This window comes from Rahnella sp. RcJ3 (genome assembly GCF_009498575.1).
Taxonomy (GTDB): Bacteria; Pseudomonadota; Gammaproteobacteria; order Enterobacterales; family Enterobacteriaceae; genus Rahnella; species Rahnella aceris.
In genome coordinates this window covers 209,283-225,508 of the sequence record NZ_QSNX01000005.1, presented here as the reverse complement: position 1 = coordinate 225,508, position 16,226 = coordinate 209,283, and the positions used below count along the sequence as shown (strand labels likewise).

Sequence of the window (16,226 nt, the reverse complement as noted above, 5' to 3'; positions counted from 1 at the left end):
TCTTCGCTAAAAGCGAAACCTAGACTGCCGGTTTGGCGATCACATTGCGGTTTTCCATGCGAACTTCAGCAATGTTCACCTCAATGATGTCGCTCTGGCGGTAGGCCACTTCGCCTTTAATCAGGACAGTACCGGTATCGGCGCTGCACACCAGTTCGTCGCGCACGCTGTGCAGGAACGGAGCAGGGATGAACGCCACGGCACCGATATCTTGCAGACGTATGCGCAGGCCGCCGCGGGTGACATCGATAATTTCAGCACTGAATTTAACGTCAGTGCCGACTTTATCTTCCAGGTAACGGGCATACAACCAGTCACCGACATCGCGCTCGGCCATGCGGTTGGCACGACGGCGTTCTGCCAGTTGAATGGTCATGTCGTCCTGAGGTTTTTCAGCAGACTGTTGCAGGATCATCGCTTTCAGCAAACGGTGGTTCACCATGTCGCCGTATTTACGGATAGGTGATGTCCAGGTCGCATAAGCTTCCAGCCCCAGGCCGAAGTGCGGCCCCGGAGTGGTGCTGATTTCTGCAAAGGTCTGGAAACGACGGATGCGACTGTCGAGGAACTGGGTTGGCAATGCATCAAGCTTACGGCGCAGAGCGCAGAAGCCCGGCAGGGTCAGCAGTTCTTCAGCGTTGGCTTCAACGTCATTCGCCTGCAGCACGGTGACCGCGTTTTCCACCAGCAGAGGATCAAAACCGGTATGCACGTTATAAACGCCGAAACCGAGGCTGTCGCGCAGGGCGATAGCGGCACAGACGTTGGCGGCAATCATCGATTCTTCAACGATGCGGTTAGCAATGCGGCGATGCTCGGCGATGATTTCCAGCACGTTACCTTTCTCACCCAGCACGAAGCGGTAATCAGGACGGTCTTTAAATACCAGTGCATGTTCGGTACGCCATGCGCTGCGCACGTCGCAGACGCGTTTGAGCAGGCGGATCTGTGAGGCGATCACCTCACTGGCCGGTTGCCATTCGCTTTTCTCATCCGCTTCCAGCCAGTCAGACACGTCGTCATAAGCCAGTTTGGCTTTCGACTCGATAGTTGCCGCGAAGAAACGAATGTCGCTGCCCAGTGTGCCATCGGTGCCTACTGTGACAGAACACGCCAGAACCGGACGGCTGACGTCCGGCCACAGGGAACAGATATCATCGGACAATTCACGCGGTAGCATCGGGATGTTGAAGCCCGGCAGATAGTTGGTGAAGGCGCGTTTTTTCGCAATGTTGTCCAGCTCGCTGCCTTCGCTGACGTAAGCCGTCGGGTCAGCAATTGCGACAGTCATTTGCAGGGTGCCGTCGCCGTTGTCTTTCACATACAGCGCGTCATCCATGTCCTGCGTACTGCCGCTGTCGATAGTGACAAATGGCAGGGCGGTCAGGTCTTCGCGGGTCAGGCCTTCATCGCGTAGCTCGGCAATGTCAGATTTCGGCGCTTCACGTTCAAGGTTATGACGTGCCAGCGTGACCCACCACGGCGCAAGATCGTCGGCGCCGGTGGTGATCCATTCGGTGATTTCAGCCTGGAAGCTGTGGTCGCCTTCTTTCAGCGGGTGACGGCGCATTTCAGCCACACACCAGTCGCCATCACTCACTTCATGATTGATGTTGCGGGCAACGCGGCACTGAATAGCATCACGTAATAAAGGATGATCCGGAATGATAGAAAGACGGTCGTCTTTCTTCGTTACGCGGCCAACAAAACGGCTGAGAAAAGGTTCAACCAATGTTTCCGGCTGGACGACTTCACGCTCTTTTTCGGTTTGCAGGGAAGCGATAACGCGATCCCCGTGCATGACTTTTTTCATGTACGGAGGCGGAATGAAATAGCTTTTTTGACCGTCTACTTCAAGAAAGCCAAAGCCTTTCTCAGTGCCTTTTACGATGCCTTCGACACGCGGAGTCTGAGAGTGAAGTTGCTGTTTTAGCTGCGCGAGCAGCGGGTTATCTTGAAACATATCGTCCAGAGAATTGGGGGTTAATGTGGCTCGATTAGCGGCAGACAGTTTTACGCGATCTGGCCCCTTCGGGCAAGCAGCATCTGCCCCTTTCGCCTCATAACCCTGAAGCGAAAGGGGAGATTTGCGCGATGTCGCGCAAGTACGATTTATGCGATACGTTGCAGGTCCACTTTTTGTTCGCAGCGACGGATAGTCACCGGTACGGCTTTGGAGGTCGGGGTGTGGGTCTGGTCACCAAAACTGGACATCGGCACCAGCGGGTTGGTTTCCGGATAATAAGCCGCCAGGTTACCGCGTGGAATATCGTAGCTGACCAGTTTAAAACCGGTCACTTTGCGCTCAATGCCGTCGTTCCACAGCGTTTCGATTTCCACCAGTTCACCGTCTTTCAGGCCCAAGTCCGCCAGATCCTGCGGGTGAATGAACAACACTTCACGCTGGCCGTAAACACCACGGTAACGGTCATCGAGGCCATAAATGGTGGTGTTGTACTGGTCGTGAGAGCGTAACGTTTGCAGGGTGAACGGCGCATTCTGGTCGCCCATCGGGATCAGCACTTCAGGCAACGGGGATGCACTGAAATTGGCCTTGCCACTCAGGGTGTTGAATTTCAGCTCTGCTGCCGCATTACCGAGATAGAAACCGCCTTTGATATCGCAGCGCGCATTGAAATCCCGGAAGCCCGGAATGGTGGCTTCAATATGCTCGCGGATAAGATTGTAATCGTCAGCCAGCGCCATCCAGTCGAGGTATTTATCACCCAGAACGGCATTAGCGATACCGCAGACAATCGCGGTTTCAGAACGCTGTTCTTTGGATAACGGAATGCCTACGCCTTCGGAGGCATGTACCATGCTGAATGAGTCTTCAACGGTGATGAACTGCGAACCGGTCGCCTGCATATCCAGTTCGGTACGGCCCAGCGTTGGCAGGATCAGCGCTTCTGCACCCGGCGTCAGGTGCGTACGGTTCAGTTTGGTGCTGATCTGAACGGACAAATCCAGATTGCTTAGCGCCTGTTCTGTACGCGGAGTATCCGGTGCCGCCGCCGCCAGATTACCGCCAAGGCAGATCAGGACTTTGGCTTCTTTACGCAGCATGGCTTCCAGCGCTTCTACGGTGTTGTGACCCGGGACACGCGGTGGTGTGAATTTGAAGTGGCTTTCCATCGCATCGAGCAACGCTTTTGGCGCTTTCTCATCGATACCCATGGTGCGGTTACCCTGCACGTTGCTGTGACCGCGCACCGGACACAACCCGGCGCCAGGTTTGCCAAGCTGACCAAACAACAGTTGCAGGTTGGTGATTTCACGCACGGTCGGCACAGAGTGTTTATGCTGCGTCACGCCCATCGCCCAGGTACAAATCACCCGTTCGGCGTTCATATAAATGCTTGCCGCTTCGCGCAAGTCCTGTTCACTCAGACCTGACTGTTCAGTAATTTTTTCCCAGCTGGTGGCATCGACCACGGCCAGATACTCATCGACACCGGCACAGTTTGCCGCGATAAATTCTTCATCGAACAGGGAAGGCTGACCGGAAGCAATACGTTCGCGGTGTGTCTGCAATAACGCTTTAACGATACCGCGCACGGCAGCCATGTCGCCGCCAAGGTTTGGCTGGTAATAGGCGGCGCTGATACGACCGGCTTTCGGTGTCACCACTTCCAGCGGTTTTTGCGGATCGGCAAAACGTTCCAGACCCCGTTCACGCAGGGTATTAAAGCTGACCACTTTTGCCCCCCGGTCAGACGCATGACGCAGACTGTGCAGCATACGCGGGTGGTTGGTGCCCGGGTTCTGGCCGAAGACAAAAATGGCGTCTGCTTTCTCAAAATCATCCAGACGGATAGTGCCTTTACCGACGCCGATGCTTTGTTTGAGGCCCACACCGCTGGCTTCGTGACACATGTTCGAACAGTCAGGGAAGTTGTTGGTACCGAACATACGGCCGAACACCTGATACAGATAAGAGGCTTCGTTACTGGCACGCCCGGAGGTGTAGAAATCTGCCTGATCGGGACTTTCCAGCCCGTTAAGATGGCTGGCGATCAGTGAGAATGCGGCATCCCAGCTGATAGGCTCGTAATGGTCGGTGGTGCGGTTGTAACGCATCGGATGGGTAAGACGCCCCTGATATTCCAGGAAATAATCGCTCTGTGCACGCAGCTTACTCACACTGTGTTGAGCAAAGAACTCTGGTTCGACGGCTTTGCGGGTGGCTTCCCAGCTGACGGCTTTCGCACCGTTTTCACAGAAGCTGAATGTGCTGTGATTATCGTCTCCCCAGGCACAGCCCGGACAGTCAAAACCGCGACCTTTGTTAACACGCATCAGGTTACGCAGGTTAGAAAGGACTTTCTTACTGTCGAAGACGAAACGGGTGGTGGATTCCAGTGCACCCCAGCCGCCGGCCGCGCCGTGGTAGGGTTTGATCTCAGTTTTGAATTTCATAGTTATGCTTCGCAGGTGGTTTTTGTCTTGTCTGTGAACAAACCGGATGATGAGTTGTTAACCGGATTGTTAATTTTATGTCACAAGTTTAGGAGCGGGTGACAAGAACGTCTAATCGAATGCTGTGATGGAGCGATAGGAATCCTCTATCGCAGGGAAATATCGGGGAATAACGGAAATTCCCCGCAAGGAAAGGGGCGCATCACCGTATTTCATCCCTGTTGAAAACAGCGGGTTGTGATAATAAAACCTGATTGCAGGCTCAGTGGCAGGTGTTGGTGGAAATTAACGCAAGTTGTAACAGAACCGTTTCACTATGAAATGGTTAGCAAAAGACTAAGGGTTTTTCTGCAGGGGGTTTTAGTGCAACCTATGCCGCAGATTTTATCCCATAGGTTTTTGATATATTGCCGAGTTTAATAATAGCCCGGCAATATGGCGTGTTTAAGGAAGATTCAGTGAAACGTAGTGTAATGAGTGTTTTATCTTGTGTATTGATGTTCTCCGCAGGCAGTGCGAAAGCTATCGCGCCACTGGATTTCCCTGTCGTGCCGCCAAGCATTGACGCCGCTTCTTTTGTGCTGATGGATTATGCCAGCGGTGATGTACTGGCCGCCGGCAACCCGGATGAACGCCGTAACCCGGCCAGCCTGACCAAACTGATGACAGGTTATGTCATTGACCGCGCGTTAGATCATAAAAAAATCACCATGGATGATGTGGTGACGGTACCGCAGGAAGCCTGGGTCGCTGGCAATAAAAGTCTGGCCGGTTCTTCACTGATGTTTCTAAAGCCAGGTGACCATGTCACCGTGCGTGACCTGATCCGCGGCATCATCATTACTTCCGGTAATGACGCCTGCGTGGCCATGGCCGATTATGTGGCGGGCAGCCAGGATTCATTCGTAGGAATGATGAATCAGTACGTGGTGAGCATGGGGCTGACCAACACCCATTTCGAGACTGTGCATGGCCTGGACGCGCCGGGGCAATACACCACCTCTTATGATCTGGCGAAACTTTCCCGCGCCATTATCGGCGGGGAACCTGAGGAATATCATATGTATGCTGAAAAATCGCTGACGTATGACAACATCACTCAGCAAAACCGTAACGGCCTGTTGTGGGATAAAAACCTGCAGGTTGATGGCCTGAAAACAGGTCATACCGAAAGCGCCGGTTTCAACATTATTGCCTCTGCGACGCAGGGTGACCGTCGTCTGATCGCCGTCGTGATGGGCGGTAAAAGCTCAAAAGGCCGCGAAGAACAGGCGCGCAAACTGCTGACCTGGGGTTTCCGCGAATATACCAGTAAACAGATTTTCAAAGCTGATCAGACCGTTTCCAGCGAACATGTCTGGTTTGGTGCTAATGCACAGGTGAAGGTCGGTTCACTGAGTGATGTCTTTATCAGCGTGCCGCAGGCCGATGCCGATAAACTGAAAGCCCAGTACGTGCTGACCCGTCCGCAGATTGACGCGCCGCTGAAGAAAGGTCAGGAGCTCGGCAGTATTAATATCGTAGATAACGGCAAAGTCATCAAAACCGTGCCGCTGGTAGCACTGGAAGATGTCGCAGAAGGCGGGATCATCAGTCGTGCGATTGATTACGTGAAACTGAAAATTTAACGTCTGTTCCGCTGGTCAAAACGCAAAAAGAGCCTGCCCGAAAAGCAGGCTCTTTTTTTGCACCTGCTGCACCACAGTTGAACATTCTGCGGCACCGGGGCGACATCTTTATTCCTCCCCGTCGGACAGGGCAGGTGTAATTACCTGAAAATCCCATCGAATCAATGTGGCATGTTTGTTGCTGAGAACTTATTTCTTGCTAGCAATGTTAAAAATCTTTGGCTGGCGTTGACAGGAAATAAGGGAGACGACGAATGACAACATTGAATATGCCCATGACAATCGCGGCCAGCGCACGGTGGCGGCAGTTAGTTCTGGGGCTGATTTGCATGGCGGCGATTTCCAGTCCGCAATATGTCTGGACTCTGCTGACTAAACCGCTCGCGCTTAAACTGGGGGTTCCGCTGGCAGAGTTACAGGTTACGTTCTCGCTACTGATAATTCTGCAAACCTTCTTTTCTCCTTTTCAGGGCAGCCTGATTGAACGTTTTGGCCCGCGGAAACTGATTTCAATCGGCACGCTGTTATCAGGGTTCAGTTGGGTACTGGCGTCACAAGTCAGCAGCATTACGGGCCTTTATCTGGTCTATGGCTGCATCGGCGGACTGGGTACCGGCATTGTTTATGTCGGTGTCGTCGGGTTGATGGTGCGCTGGTTCCCGCATAAACGTGGCTTTGCGGCGGGAATGGTGGCTGCCGGATACGGAATGGGGGCGATTCTGACCACGTTCCCTGTTTCGACGTCCCTGACCAGTCGCGGGCTGGAAAGTACGTTGATTATCTTTGGCGTTATTTTCGCCGTCATTGGTTTTCTGGCCAGCCAGGGATTACGGCTGCCGCCGTCGCTCAGCGAGCGTCAGGATGTGCCGGTCATGGTGACGGAAGGCAAACAGTACCGTCCGAAACAAATGCTCAGACAGCCTCTGTTCTGGCTGATGTTTTTCATGATGGCGATGATGTCGACTTCAGGGCTGATGGTCACCTCGCAAATGGCGGTGTTTGCCCATGATTTTGGTATCACGGAAGCGGTGGTGTTTGGCATGGCCGCGTTGCCGCTGGCACTGACCATTGACCGTTTTACCAACGGGCTGACACGCCCGCTGTTCGGTTTTATTTCGGATAAATTTGGTCGTGAGCAGACGATGTTTATCGCATTTGCGCTGGAAGGCTGTGCGATGATTTTGTGGCTGATGTGCCGCGACAATGCTGTGTTGTTTGTTCTGCTGTCCGGCGTGGTGTTTTTTGGCTGGGGAGAAATTTTTTCCTTGTTCCCGTCAACGCTGACCGACACCTTTGGCAGTCAGAATGCCACTGCCAATTATGGCTGGTTGTATATGTCGCAGGGCATAGGATCCATTTTTGGCGGCCCGCTTGCGGCACTGATTTATCAGCACACGGGCGGATGGAATATTGTATTCACCTGCGCCATCACGCTGGATTTTGTCACCGCCATTCTGGCGCTCTGGGTACTGAAACCCTGGCGTGCCCGTTTTATGCAGGCAGCCCGTGACTGAATAATCCTAAACTAGCGGGGTCTGGAGACGTTGTCACAGAGGAATGTTAACAAGCTGTAATTCAGGTAAAGCAGCGGGGCGACCGGCTCACGGACGCCCCGAACGGCCTAAAACACTTTCGAAGAAAAATCCGTTTTCACTTCGCTTTCAATGTAGGTATTTAAACCCCAACCGGCGCGCGCCAGTTCCTTCATTTTTTCGAGATGTTCGGGGCCAGGATGGCGGATATCGTAGAGATAAACGTGATTGTTCTTGAAGCGGATTTTGATCGAGTTGGCATCAATCTGGAAGCTGACAACCTGTGAATCACCGCTTTTGTTGGCGTAATTTTCCATGCTGCATCCTGTTAGCTAAGCCTGATTTCGGGCGACATCTTCTATTAACCACGTCCGGACTTTTCTTGCAGGGCGACAGTTCACAGTTTCTTCAACTCGCTGAAAACTTAGCTTATCTGTGTATTAATAAACTCGCCTTTGCGTAGTTTAAGCCCTGCTGCGGCTGTCGCGAGGCGCCTTGTCTCAATAAAGGAAGCCATCTGTTTTTGTGCCTGTTCAACGTGTTTCGCGGATGCCACACGGGGAGAACCTGACGAAAAGGGCGGTTCAGGGTCGTACTCCATTTGCAACTGAATACCTTGCGCTATGTCGTTGCCATAGATATCGGCAATGACATTCAGGGCAAAGTCTATGCCTGACGTTACCCCCGCACCGGTGATCCGGTTGCGATCCCTGACGACGCGTTCATTAACCGGTTCGGCCCCCAATAATTCAAGCTGGTCAAGCGAAGCCCAGTGGGAAGTGGCTTTGTACCCCTGCAACAGGCCTGCTGCGCCCAGCACAAGAGAACCGGTGCATACTGACGTCACCAGCCGGGCATTTTCACTTTTCTGGCGGATAAAAGTGAGCGTCTCATCATCGGACATCAGTTTTATCTGGCCTGGCCCGCCGGGGATGCAGATGACATCCAGTTCAGGGCAATTTTCAAATGTATGAGTGGGTAAAATACGCAGGCCCCGGTCAGACGTCACGGGTTCCGGCGTTTTCCAGATAAGATGGACTTTGGCCCCCGGGGCTCTGGCGAAGACCTCAAACGGCCCCGTCAGATCTAATTGGGTCAGTTCCGGAAACAAAAGCATGCCGATTGATAAAGCCGGAAAGTCGCTCATTTAATGGTCCCCGGTTGCCAGACATCAGAGGTCAGATTGATAAAGGAAGTGATTAAGCAGAGTAGTCAATTAACCTGCGTATGACTACCCATCACTCCCCGATTTTTCGGGAAGTGATGTAACAGGGGGGCGTTACGCTTCTTCGCGATTATTTCAGCAGGAACGAATGATCAAAGGTGCCGCTGACATTCAGCGCGACGGGCAATAATCCCTGCGCGTGATAGAAATCTGCTGTTTGCTGCTGCTGCGTCTCGGTTGCGGCATCTATCGGTTGCCAGTAGGATTTACGACGCTCGAACCCCAGCTTTGCAGCGTCCAGCGGGAAGCCGATGATTTTCGCCAGTTTTTCGCTGTACGCATCCAGATTTTTATACGCCCATATCTGTGCATCGCTCAGGCGCTGCAGATAGTCAGCGATGGCCTCGCGTTTAGCTTTATCTTTCAGCGCCGTATCCGTCGCGGCAAGGAAGCTGTTACCCGACCACAAGCCGCGGCCATTTACGACCACACGCAGATGATCCTGAGTCTCAGCGAAGGCGGTGTAGGGTTCCCACGTTGCCCAGACATCCACTGAACCTTGCGTCAGTGCCAGCTTCGCATCGCTTGGCGGCAGGAAGCGGAACGTGACGTCTTTGGCGCTCAGTCCGGCAGATGCAAGGGCTTTCAGCGCGACAAAATGTCCGATGGAACCGCGGTTGGTCGCGATACTTTTGCCTTTCAGATCCGCGGCGCTTTTGACCGGGCTGTCCGGTTTCACCAGCAGCGCGGTGCCGTAGGCGTCTGACTTATCCACGGCGATGGCTTTTACCTGCGCACCTGCGGCCTGTGCAAATAACAGCGGCGCATCACCGATGATGCCCACATCTACCGCCTGTGCATTCAGCGCTTCTGCCAGCGGCGCAGCAGCCGGAAACTCTGACCATTCAATTTTATAGGGCAGCTTATCCAGCTTATTTGCCGCTTCCAGCTGTGCCCGCATGTTGCCTTTCTGATCGGCGACCCGCAGGGTAATTTGTTCGGCATTTGTGGCGAACACAGCGCCGGTCAGCGTGACCAGCAGCAGAAGATTTCTCACATTCAGTCGCATCGGGTTTCCTTAAATCAGGGCAGTCACGGCGGTGTGTTTTCGGGCTTCCCGCGCAGCGATTTTCTGCTTCGTCAGCGGGATCAGACTCTTACCGTATTCGACGGCGTCATTCAGCGGATCAAAGCCGCGGATCAGGAAAGTGGTGATGCCCAGATCGTAATATTTCAGCAGTGCATCGGAGACCTGTTCCGGCGTACCGACCAGGGCCGTAGAATTGGAACCGCCGCCAATCAGCCCGGCGATGCCGGTCCACAGGCAGGAATCGAGACGATCGCCTTGCGCGACGGCTTTCAGTAAACGCTGAGCTCCCACGCTTTGGGGTTTGGCTGCCAGCACCTGACCTTTCTCAGCTTGCAGGGCGGTGGCTTTAGTGAGAATTTCATCCGCTTTCGCCCAGGCTTCTTCTTCTGTTTTGCCGAGGATAGGGCGGAAGGAAATACTGAAGTTAATATCCCGGTTGTGTTTTGCCGCAGAGGCTTTTACCGCTTCCACCGTTTCTGCCGCACTGGCCAGCGGCTCGCCCCATAACGCAAACACATCCGCCTGTTTACCTGCAACACGGATGGCATCATCGGAAGATCCGCCGAAAAATACCGGCAGTTTTTTCTGACAGGGCTTAATGGCAGAGAAAGCATTTTCCGCCTGATAAAATTCACCCTGATGGTCAAAACCGGTTTCTGAATACCAGCTCTGTGTCAGTACATCGATGTATTCATCCGTGCGCTGATAGCGGCCGGATTTCGCCACATAATCACCGTCACGGCGTTGTTCCGCATCGCTGCCACCGCTGATGATATGCACTGCCACGCGACCATCAAGCAGGTGGTCGAGGGTCGCCAGCTTACGGGCGGCGAGGGTCGGCGCGACGAATCCCGGCCGGTGAGCCAGAAGAAAATGAATGCGGGATGTGCTGGCCCCGGCGTGCGCGGTGACCAGAAAAGCATCGGGCTGGTCGGAGGCATAGGCCACCAGAATGCGGTCAAAGCCAGCATCTTCATGGGCTTTGGCGAAATCGGAAATGTATTTTTTATCGAAAATCGGGCCGGTCGGTGGGATGATTTCAGAAGCCAGACGGTGTCCGATCATACCAATAAATTGCACGCTCATAGGCTGTCACTCCTCGGGATGAGGCCAGCGGATGAAGGTCTGCGCTGGCAGGAGTTATCACCATAAACGGCAACTTACTATGTGAGAAATTCATTATCTTCATAAGCTAATATAAAAAATGTGCATGAACAGGTGTTGCTTTGGGCATCGCGCCCAGGGGGTTGACCTTAATGCCAGTCCGGATGGCAATCCCATAATCACTACCTGCCACAATCCAACCCGTTAGCTATCGCCGCGGCAAACGCATCAATCGCCGGTACCTGACTCGCAGGAACGTTGGGATAAATCAGCCACAACTGGCTGCGGGGGGCGAAATCTTTCAGGTCATACAGCGCCAGTTCAGGGCGCAGTGCATGTTTTTCTACCAGCGCGCGCGGCATCAGCCCCAGGCCGCGCCCTTCAGCAATCAGGGATAATTGTAAGGTCGTGCCAAACGCCTCAAGATTGATGAGCAAAGGTAAACCCTGTTCAGTCAGCGCGCGCTGCAGGGCGGCGCGGAAACCACAGCCATGCGGATTGAGGATCCACCCGTGCTGATAACAATCTTCCAGACGTTGTGGCAAAGCCTGCGGTGCTTTCGGGCCGACAACCACTAAATCGACCGTACCCAGCGGCTGGTTTTCGACACCCTCCGGGAATTGCTTACTGGCGGGGAACAGCACGACCGCCGCTTCCAGTTCCTGCTGCTGTATCCGTAACAATAATTCGTCGCCCCAGCCGCTGGAAAGTCGCGGCTGGATTTGCGGAAATTGCGCAGACAGGGTTTTCAGGGCAGGCAACAGACTGCTTTCGCTCAGGCTTTGTGGCACGGCAAGGCGCAGAAGGCCGGAAGGTGGACTGTCGGCGGCAACCAAATCACTGAGCGCATCCACCTCACGCAAGATATGACGGCATTGCTGATAAACACGGTTGCCCATCAGCGTGGGTTTCAGGGGTTTGGTCTGGCGGTTCAGCAGCGGAATGCCCAGCGATTCTTCAAAATTTTGTACCCGACGGGTAATTGCCGGCTGTGTCAGCCCCAGCTCATCGGCGGCAAGCCGGGTAGATTGCAGGCGGATAACGGCGACAAAAGCAGTCAGGTCTTCAATTTTCATAGGCACTCAGCGTCAGGATTAACGTAAAAACGGCTGCCGGCAGGATAAAACAATTTTCACGCGGACGCTGGATCCTGATGCACATTTTTATGTGTGATTTGCATATTAGCTTATCCATAAAATGAATTTTGCTTGGATCATGGCGATGCTAACCTGTCGGAAACAGTGATGAAGTATGAGGAAAGTGATGACGACTTTACAGCTCGCGCCGCTGAGACAATTTCTGGCGGACTTCACCCGGCTGGTGCAGGAACCGCACGGTCAGACGCAAATACTGGCGCAGGGAAGCGAACTGCTGACCCGTCTTATCGGCGAAGATAACTGGCTGCCGGAGGAGTTTGCGCAGCCTCATCCTGAACATTATCAGCAATATCTCTTGTACGCCGATCCGCTGTCGCGTTTTTCTGTGGTGAGTTTTGTCTGGGGGCCGGGGCAGAAAACACCGGTGCATGACCATCGTGTCTGGGGGCTGATAGGTATGCTGCGCGGTGCAGAAGTCAGCCAGAATTATACCCGCCACCCCGACGGAACGCTGCAACCGGAAGGAAATCCCATTACGCTGCACGTTGGCGACGTCGGGAAAATCTCCCCCGATCAGCTGGATATCCACCAGGTCAGCAATTTTTTCAAGGAACAGGTCTCGGTCAGCATTCACGTTTACGGCGGCAATATCGGTGCGGTTTCACGGGCGGTTTATCTGCCAGACGGCACCGGGAAAACCTTTATTTCCGGCTACTCCAGCCCGCACCTTCCCAATATCTGGGACCTGTCAAAAGAGAGAAAACATGACTGATTCATATTCACTGCCTCTGCGCCATTTTTCTGAACTCCGCGAGGCGTTGCTCGAAGGACAGGATGTGGCGCTGGTTGACCTGCGTGAAGAAGCGGCCTTTGCCACCGGACATCCCTTATTTGCTGCCAATCTGGCTTTGTCTAAACTCGAACTGGAAGTGCTGGATCGCATACCAAACCGTCTGACGGCTATTACGTTGTATGACAATGGTGAATTTTATGACGTGCAGCGCGGCGAGCGTAAAACCATGCGGGCGGCTCAATTGCTGAAATCGCTGGGGTATCAGAATATCGCGTTGCTGGCCGGTGATCTGGCTGGCTGGAAAGAAGCGGGCGGTGAGATATTTATTGATGTGAACGCGCCCAGTAAAGCCTTCGGGGAATGGGTTGAACATCATTACGAGACACCGTCCCTGAGTGCCGAACAGGTGCTGGCATTGCAACAGCAGGGGGCAAACATTGCTGTGCTGGATGTGCGCCGTTTTGATGAATACCAGGTGATGAGTATTCCGGGCGGCGTGAGCGTACCAGGAGGCGAACTTGTGCTGCGCCTGAAAGATGTGGTGCCTGATGACAACACGCAGGTGATCATCAATTGTGCGGGGCGTACCCGCAGCATTATCGGCACGCAATCTCTGATTAATGCCGGATTTACGCAGCCGGTGTCTGCATTGCGTAACGGTACGATTGGCTGGACGCTGGCGGGGCAGGCACTGTCGCACCTGCAACATAAACAGTTTCCGGCACTGAGTGAAGCCTCACGCAGGGTTGCGCTGAAAGGCGCGCAAACTCTGGCTTTACGCGCGGGCGTGCGCTCAGTGACGTTGTCACAATTACGTAACTGGCAACAGGATGATTCCCGCACGTTATACGTGTTTGACGTGCGCACGGCAGAAGAGTTTCGTGCCGGGCATCTGGCAGGCACGCGACACGTTCCCGGTGGCCAGTTGGTTCAGGAAACCGATCACTATGCCAGCGTTCGTGGCGCGCGAATAGTGCTGGTGGATAATGATGGTGTGCGTGCGCGCATGGCGGCCTCATGGCTGGCACAGATGAACTGGGAAGTGTATATCGCCGAAGTGAGGGCTGAAGATCTGACTGAACAAGGCGACTGGAAAGCCCGGGTTGCGCCCGCACCGGCTGTGGAATCTGTCAAACCGGAACAACTGCTGAACTGGCTGAGTGAGGGTAATACCGGCATTCTCGATCTCACCACCAGCGCGAATTTCCGTAACCGGCGCATTCCGGGTGCGGTCTGGACAACACGGGGCAATATCCCGCAAATTATTGCCTTACAACCGCAGAAAGCGCGTTGGGTTGTCACCTGCACCAGCGGTTTGCTGGCACGTTACGCTGTCACGGAAGTGGCCGGATTAACCGGCAAACCCGTTTATTTGCTGGAGAAAGGCACGGTGGGCTGGATCGACCACGGGTTGCTGCTTGAGCGGGGGGATTCTGTTTATCTGGACGGCGCGCAAGACAGATATCGTCGTCCGTACGAAGGCACGGATGTCAGCCCGCAGGCGATGCAGGATTATCTGGACTGGGAATACGGGCTGGTCGGGCAGTTGGAAAAAGACGGAACGCACGGTTTCAGATTACTGGAAGCCTGAGGGCTGAGGCCTCTGCGTGAGGAACGCAGAGGTTCAGTTAACGTTTAACGACGACCACGCGGATGAGTGCGGGCTGTCCAGTCGTATGTTGCAGAAGTGCTTGGAACGGCTTTATTACGGCGCTTTTCGGCCCGCGCTTTCGCAGCGACTTTTTCTTTTTCTGCCATCAACGTATCGATGTAGTCATCTTTAATCCGGTTATTTTCCGAATTCGTCAGCTCACGGCCCTGTGCTTTACGGGCTCTGTCCAGCAGTGTTTTTAACTCACGCTGTTCGCTTTCCGTCATATCTTGTTGGGTCAGTCTTTTCATTTTTACCGCATCCTGTGAGGAAAGTGGCTACCATTGTAGTCGAAATGGTGGCAGGAGTCGCTGCAACTCATCACCTTACTTGTTTTGTTTTTTTAAAAGGCAGTTGTTTCAGAAAGCTTGCTGAACGGAGCGGCAGCGTGTGTTGAAAACGTGAAGGGATATCCGGGAGGGAAAAAGCACTTTTCTCTCCCGGTGGTTTCGGTGCGAAGATCGTATGATAACTGTTATTAAGAAACCGAAAGGTTCCCGATCAGGTCATCGGGCTTTCACTGCAAGTGATAAACCGCCGGTGATATCCGCTCCGACATCACCGCGAATATTACTGTGAATCCTGGCTGGTCCCGGTCTTAGGACTTGCCGCTGAACTGTCACCCGCATCGGCGGTTTTGGTATACACAATCTTCTGACTGTCATTGCCGCAGTGGCCCACGACCTGCCCGCCAGCCTGATCGGCCTGATCATTTGGCACGATATCGAGTTTAAACCCTGATTCAGGCAAGCCGTTTGCCACGATTTTCTGGGTAATGTCAGCTTTTACGCTTTCACAGGAAGCCTGTGCCATCAGCGGTGCGAACATAACGACAGCAAGACCCGCTAAAAGTGTCTTTTTCATCATTCATTCCTTTTATGAAAACCAGTGTACTTATGAGTCTAGCAGATAGGATTTACGGAGCCAGTAACTGACGGCCATTACGACGGTCAAGGCAGCGCTCAGTGTTCGGTTCCCAGTACGCATTGATGTTTTGGCTGGCCTGACACTTGTCGCGCAGATCAATCGAATTGTCGTATTTGGAGAAGTCTTTCTCGTTACGCTGGTTTTTCATGGCGCGCAGGCGTTGGGTTTCATTCCATTGCTCTTTGCTCTGACGTGCTTCTTCGTTGGTCATGGCATCATTGCCGGTACCGCCAAAGACACAGGTTCCGCCCGCACAATTGGTGGCCGCGAGTGCAGGCGCCTGCCAGCTGGCGGTTATAGCCAGCAAAGCCACAGGCAGAATGCTGCGGGTCAGTCGGGATTTAAACGTTGTATTCATCAGCTCATCCTTTTAATTTACACATCGCTCAGGCGAATAATTGCATTATAACATCCGGCCGAATGACGTCACCCTCTGCCGGTAAACTGGTTGATATCTTATTGAACTTCGGACTGTAAACCTGGCCCAATTATGCTCAAAACGTCTTTACTGTTCTTTGCGACCGCACTGGCAGAAATCATTGGCTGCTTTTTACCTTATCTCTGGCTGCGCAAAGGGGCAAATGTGCTGCTTTTATTACCCGGGGCGCTCAGCCTGGCGGCGTTTGTCTGGTTGCTGACATTGCATCCGGCGGCAAGCGGCAGGGTGTATGCGGCTTACGGCGGGGTCTATGTCATGACCGCCATGCTGTGGCTGCGGTTTGTCGATGGCGTGAAGCTCAGCGCCACCGACTGGCTGGGCGCATGTGTGGCACTGGCGGGGATGCTGATCATCATTTCTGGCTGGAAAACGGCGTGAACG

General features: G+C 53.7%; 15 protein-coding genes. 5 read left to right on the top strand and 10 right to left on the bottom strand.

What is annotated here, in order from left to right; translation table 11 throughout:
* Positions 1-19: 19 nt before the first annotated feature.
* On the bottom strand, positions 20-1,963 hold the full coding sequence (locus DXU84_RS09015; protein WP_153375463.1) for an exoribonuclease II: 1,944 nt from the start codon (positions 1,961-1,963) through the stop codon (positions 20-22).
* A 149-nt stretch (positions 1,964-2,112) separates the two neighbouring features.
* Positions 2,113-4,419, bottom strand: coding sequence for an FdhF/YdeP family oxidoreductase (locus DXU84_RS09010; protein WP_112152277.1), 2,307 nt, complete (start codon positions 4,417-4,419; stop codon positions 2,113-2,115).
* Positions 4,420-4,877: 458 nt separating this feature from the next.
* On the opposite strand from DXU84_RS09010, the gene DXU84_RS09005 reads away from it, so the two are divergent.
* Together DXU84_RS09005 and oxlT are read left to right on the top strand one after the other, a co-directional pair.
* A complete protein-coding gene (locus tag DXU84_RS09005) occupies positions 4,878-6,047 on the top strand; it encodes a serine hydrolase (RefSeq protein WP_037034044.1) in 1,170 nt (389 codons plus the stop codon).
* Between the two features lie 254 nt (positions 6,048-6,301).
* On the top strand, positions 6,302-7,561 hold the full coding sequence (oxlT, locus tag DXU84_RS09000) for an oxalate/formate MFS antiporter (protein WP_013575552.1): 1,260 nt from the start codon (positions 6,302-6,304) through the stop codon (positions 7,559-7,561).
* A 107-nt stretch (positions 7,562-7,668) separates the two neighbouring features.
* On the opposite strand, the gene DXU84_RS08995 is transcribed toward oxlT, so the two are convergent.
* The 5 genes from DXU84_RS08995 to DXU84_RS08975 all read right to left on the bottom strand — a co-directional run bounded on the left by DXU84_RS08995 (position 7,669) and on the right by DXU84_RS08975 (position 12,014).
* A complete protein-coding gene (locus tag DXU84_RS08995; RefSeq protein ID WP_013575551.1) occupies positions 7,669-7,896 on the bottom strand; it encodes a hypothetical protein in 228 nt (75 codons plus the stop codon).
* 107 nt (positions 7,897-8,003) lie between these two features.
* A complete protein-coding gene (locus tag DXU84_RS08990) occupies positions 8,004-8,726 on the bottom strand; it encodes a DJ-1/PfpI family protein (RefSeq protein ID WP_013575550.1) in 723 nt (240 codons plus the stop codon).
* Between the two features lie 148 nt (positions 8,727-8,874).
* Positions 8,875-9,813 (bottom strand): ABC transporter substrate-binding protein, encoded by a 939-nt coding sequence (locus DXU84_RS08985; RefSeq protein ID WP_013575549.1) that lies wholly within the window; start codon positions 9,811-9,813, stop codon positions 8,875-8,877.
* 9 nt (positions 9,814-9,822) lie between these two features.
* Complete coding sequence (locus tag DXU84_RS08980; RefSeq protein WP_153375461.1) at positions 9,823-10,920, bottom strand: LLM class flavin-dependent oxidoreductase; 1,098 nt, start codon at positions 10,918-10,920, stop codon at positions 9,823-9,825.
* Between the two features lie 200 nt (positions 10,921-11,120).
* Positions 11,121-12,014, bottom strand: coding sequence for a LysR family transcriptional regulator (locus DXU84_RS08975; protein WP_013575547.1), 894 nt, complete (start codon positions 12,012-12,014; stop codon positions 11,121-11,123).
* 187 nt (positions 12,015-12,201) lie between these two features.
* Between DXU84_RS08975 and DXU84_RS08970 the strand changes: the two genes are divergently transcribed.
* Entirely contained in the window at positions 12,202-12,807 is a 606-nt protein-coding gene (locus DXU84_RS08970; RefSeq protein WP_153375459.1) for a cysteine dioxygenase, read from the top strand.
* Positions 12,800-14,419 carry a rhodanese-like domain-containing protein gene (locus DXU84_RS08965; RefSeq protein ID WP_153375457.1) on the top strand — a complete coding sequence of 540 codons (1,620 nt, stop codon included), beginning with the start codon at positions 12,800-12,802 and terminating at the stop codon, positions 14,417-14,419. The genes DXU84_RS08970 and DXU84_RS08965 overlap by 8 nt, the downstream gene beginning before the upstream one ends.
* Before the next feature lie 44 nt (positions 14,420-14,463).
* Here DXU84_RS08965 and DXU84_RS08960 read toward each other — a convergent pair whose 3' ends face one another.
* The 3 genes from DXU84_RS08960 to DXU84_RS08950 form a co-directional block, all read right to left on the bottom strand.
* Positions 14,464-14,730 (bottom strand): DUF3811 domain-containing protein, encoded by a 267-nt coding sequence (locus DXU84_RS08960; RefSeq protein ID WP_013575544.1) that lies wholly within the window; start codon positions 14,728-14,730, stop codon positions 14,464-14,466.
* A gap of 319 nt (positions 14,731-15,049) precedes the next feature.
* Positions 15,050-15,343, bottom strand: coding sequence for a DUF1161 domain-containing protein (locus DXU84_RS08955; RefSeq protein ID WP_013575543.1), 294 nt, complete (start codon positions 15,341-15,343; stop codon positions 15,050-15,052).
* A 52-nt stretch (positions 15,344-15,395) separates the two neighbouring features.
* Positions 15,396-15,764 (bottom strand): DUF1283 family protein, encoded by a 369-nt coding sequence (locus DXU84_RS08950; RefSeq protein ID WP_037034037.1) that lies wholly within the window; start codon positions 15,762-15,764, stop codon positions 15,396-15,398.
* 132 nt (positions 15,765-15,896) lie between these two features.
* Between DXU84_RS08950 and DXU84_RS08945 the strand changes: the two genes are divergently transcribed.
* Positions 15,897-16,223, top strand: a complete 327-nt coding sequence (locus DXU84_RS08945) for a YnfA family protein (protein WP_015689934.1) — start codon at positions 15,897-15,899, stop codon at positions 16,221-16,223.
* Positions 16,224-16,226 lie beyond the last annotated feature (3 nt).

What these genes read in the sequence shown, in the direction of transcription:
- DXU84_RS09015 (WP_153375463.1), bottom strand. Translation starts at nt 1,963, where the DNA reads ATGTTTCAAGATAACCCGCTGCTCGCGCAGCTAAAACAGCAACTTCAC.
- DXU84_RS09010 (WP_112152277.1), bottom strand. Translation starts at nt 4,419, where the DNA reads ATGAAATTCAAAACTGAGATCAAACCCTACCACGGCGCGGCCGGCGGC.
- oxlT (WP_013575552.1), top strand. Translation starts at nt 6,302, where the DNA reads ATGACAACATTGAATATGCCCATGACAATCGCGGCCAGCGCACGGTGG.
- DXU84_RS08995 (WP_013575551.1), bottom strand. Translation starts at nt 7,896, where the DNA reads ATGGAAAATTACGCCAACAAAAGCGGTGATTCACAGGTTGTCAGCTTC.
- DXU84_RS08990 (WP_013575550.1), bottom strand. Translation starts at nt 8,726, where the DNA reads ATGAGCGACTTTCCGGCTTTATCAATCGGCATGCTTTTGTTTCCGGAA.
- DXU84_RS08985 (WP_013575549.1), bottom strand. Translation starts at nt 9,813, where the DNA reads ATGCGACTGAATGTGAGAAATCTTCTGCTGCTGGTCACGCTGACCGGC.
- DXU84_RS08980 (WP_153375461.1), bottom strand. Translation starts at nt 10,920, where the DNA reads ATGAGCGTGCAATTTATTGGTATGATCGGACACCGTCTGGCTTCTGAA.
- DXU84_RS08975 (WP_013575547.1), bottom strand. Translation starts at nt 12,014, where the DNA reads ATGAAAATTGAAGACCTGACTGCTTTTGTCGCCGTTATCCGCCTGCAA.
- DXU84_RS08970 (WP_153375459.1), top strand. Translation starts at nt 12,202, where the DNA reads ATGACGACTTTACAGCTCGCGCCGCTGAGACAATTTCTGGCGGACTTC.
- DXU84_RS08965 (WP_153375457.1), top strand. Translation starts at nt 12,800, where the DNA reads ATGACTGATTCATATTCACTGCCTCTGCGCCATTTTTCTGAACTCCGC.
- DXU84_RS08960 (WP_013575544.1), bottom strand. Translation starts at nt 14,730, where the DNA reads ATGAAAAGACTGACCCAACAAGATATGACGGAAAGCGAACAGCGTGAG.
- DXU84_RS08955 (WP_013575543.1), bottom strand. Translation starts at nt 15,343, where the DNA reads ATGAAAAAGACACTTTTAGCGGGTCTTGCTGTCGTTATGTTCGCACCG.
- DXU84_RS08950 (WP_037034037.1), bottom strand. Translation starts at nt 15,764, where the DNA reads ATGAATACAACGTTTAAATCCCGACTGACCCGCAGCATTCTGCCTGTG.
- DXU84_RS08945 (WP_015689934.1), top strand. Translation starts at nt 15,897, where the DNA reads ATGCTCAAAACGTCTTTACTGTTCTTTGCGACCGCACTGGCAGAAATC.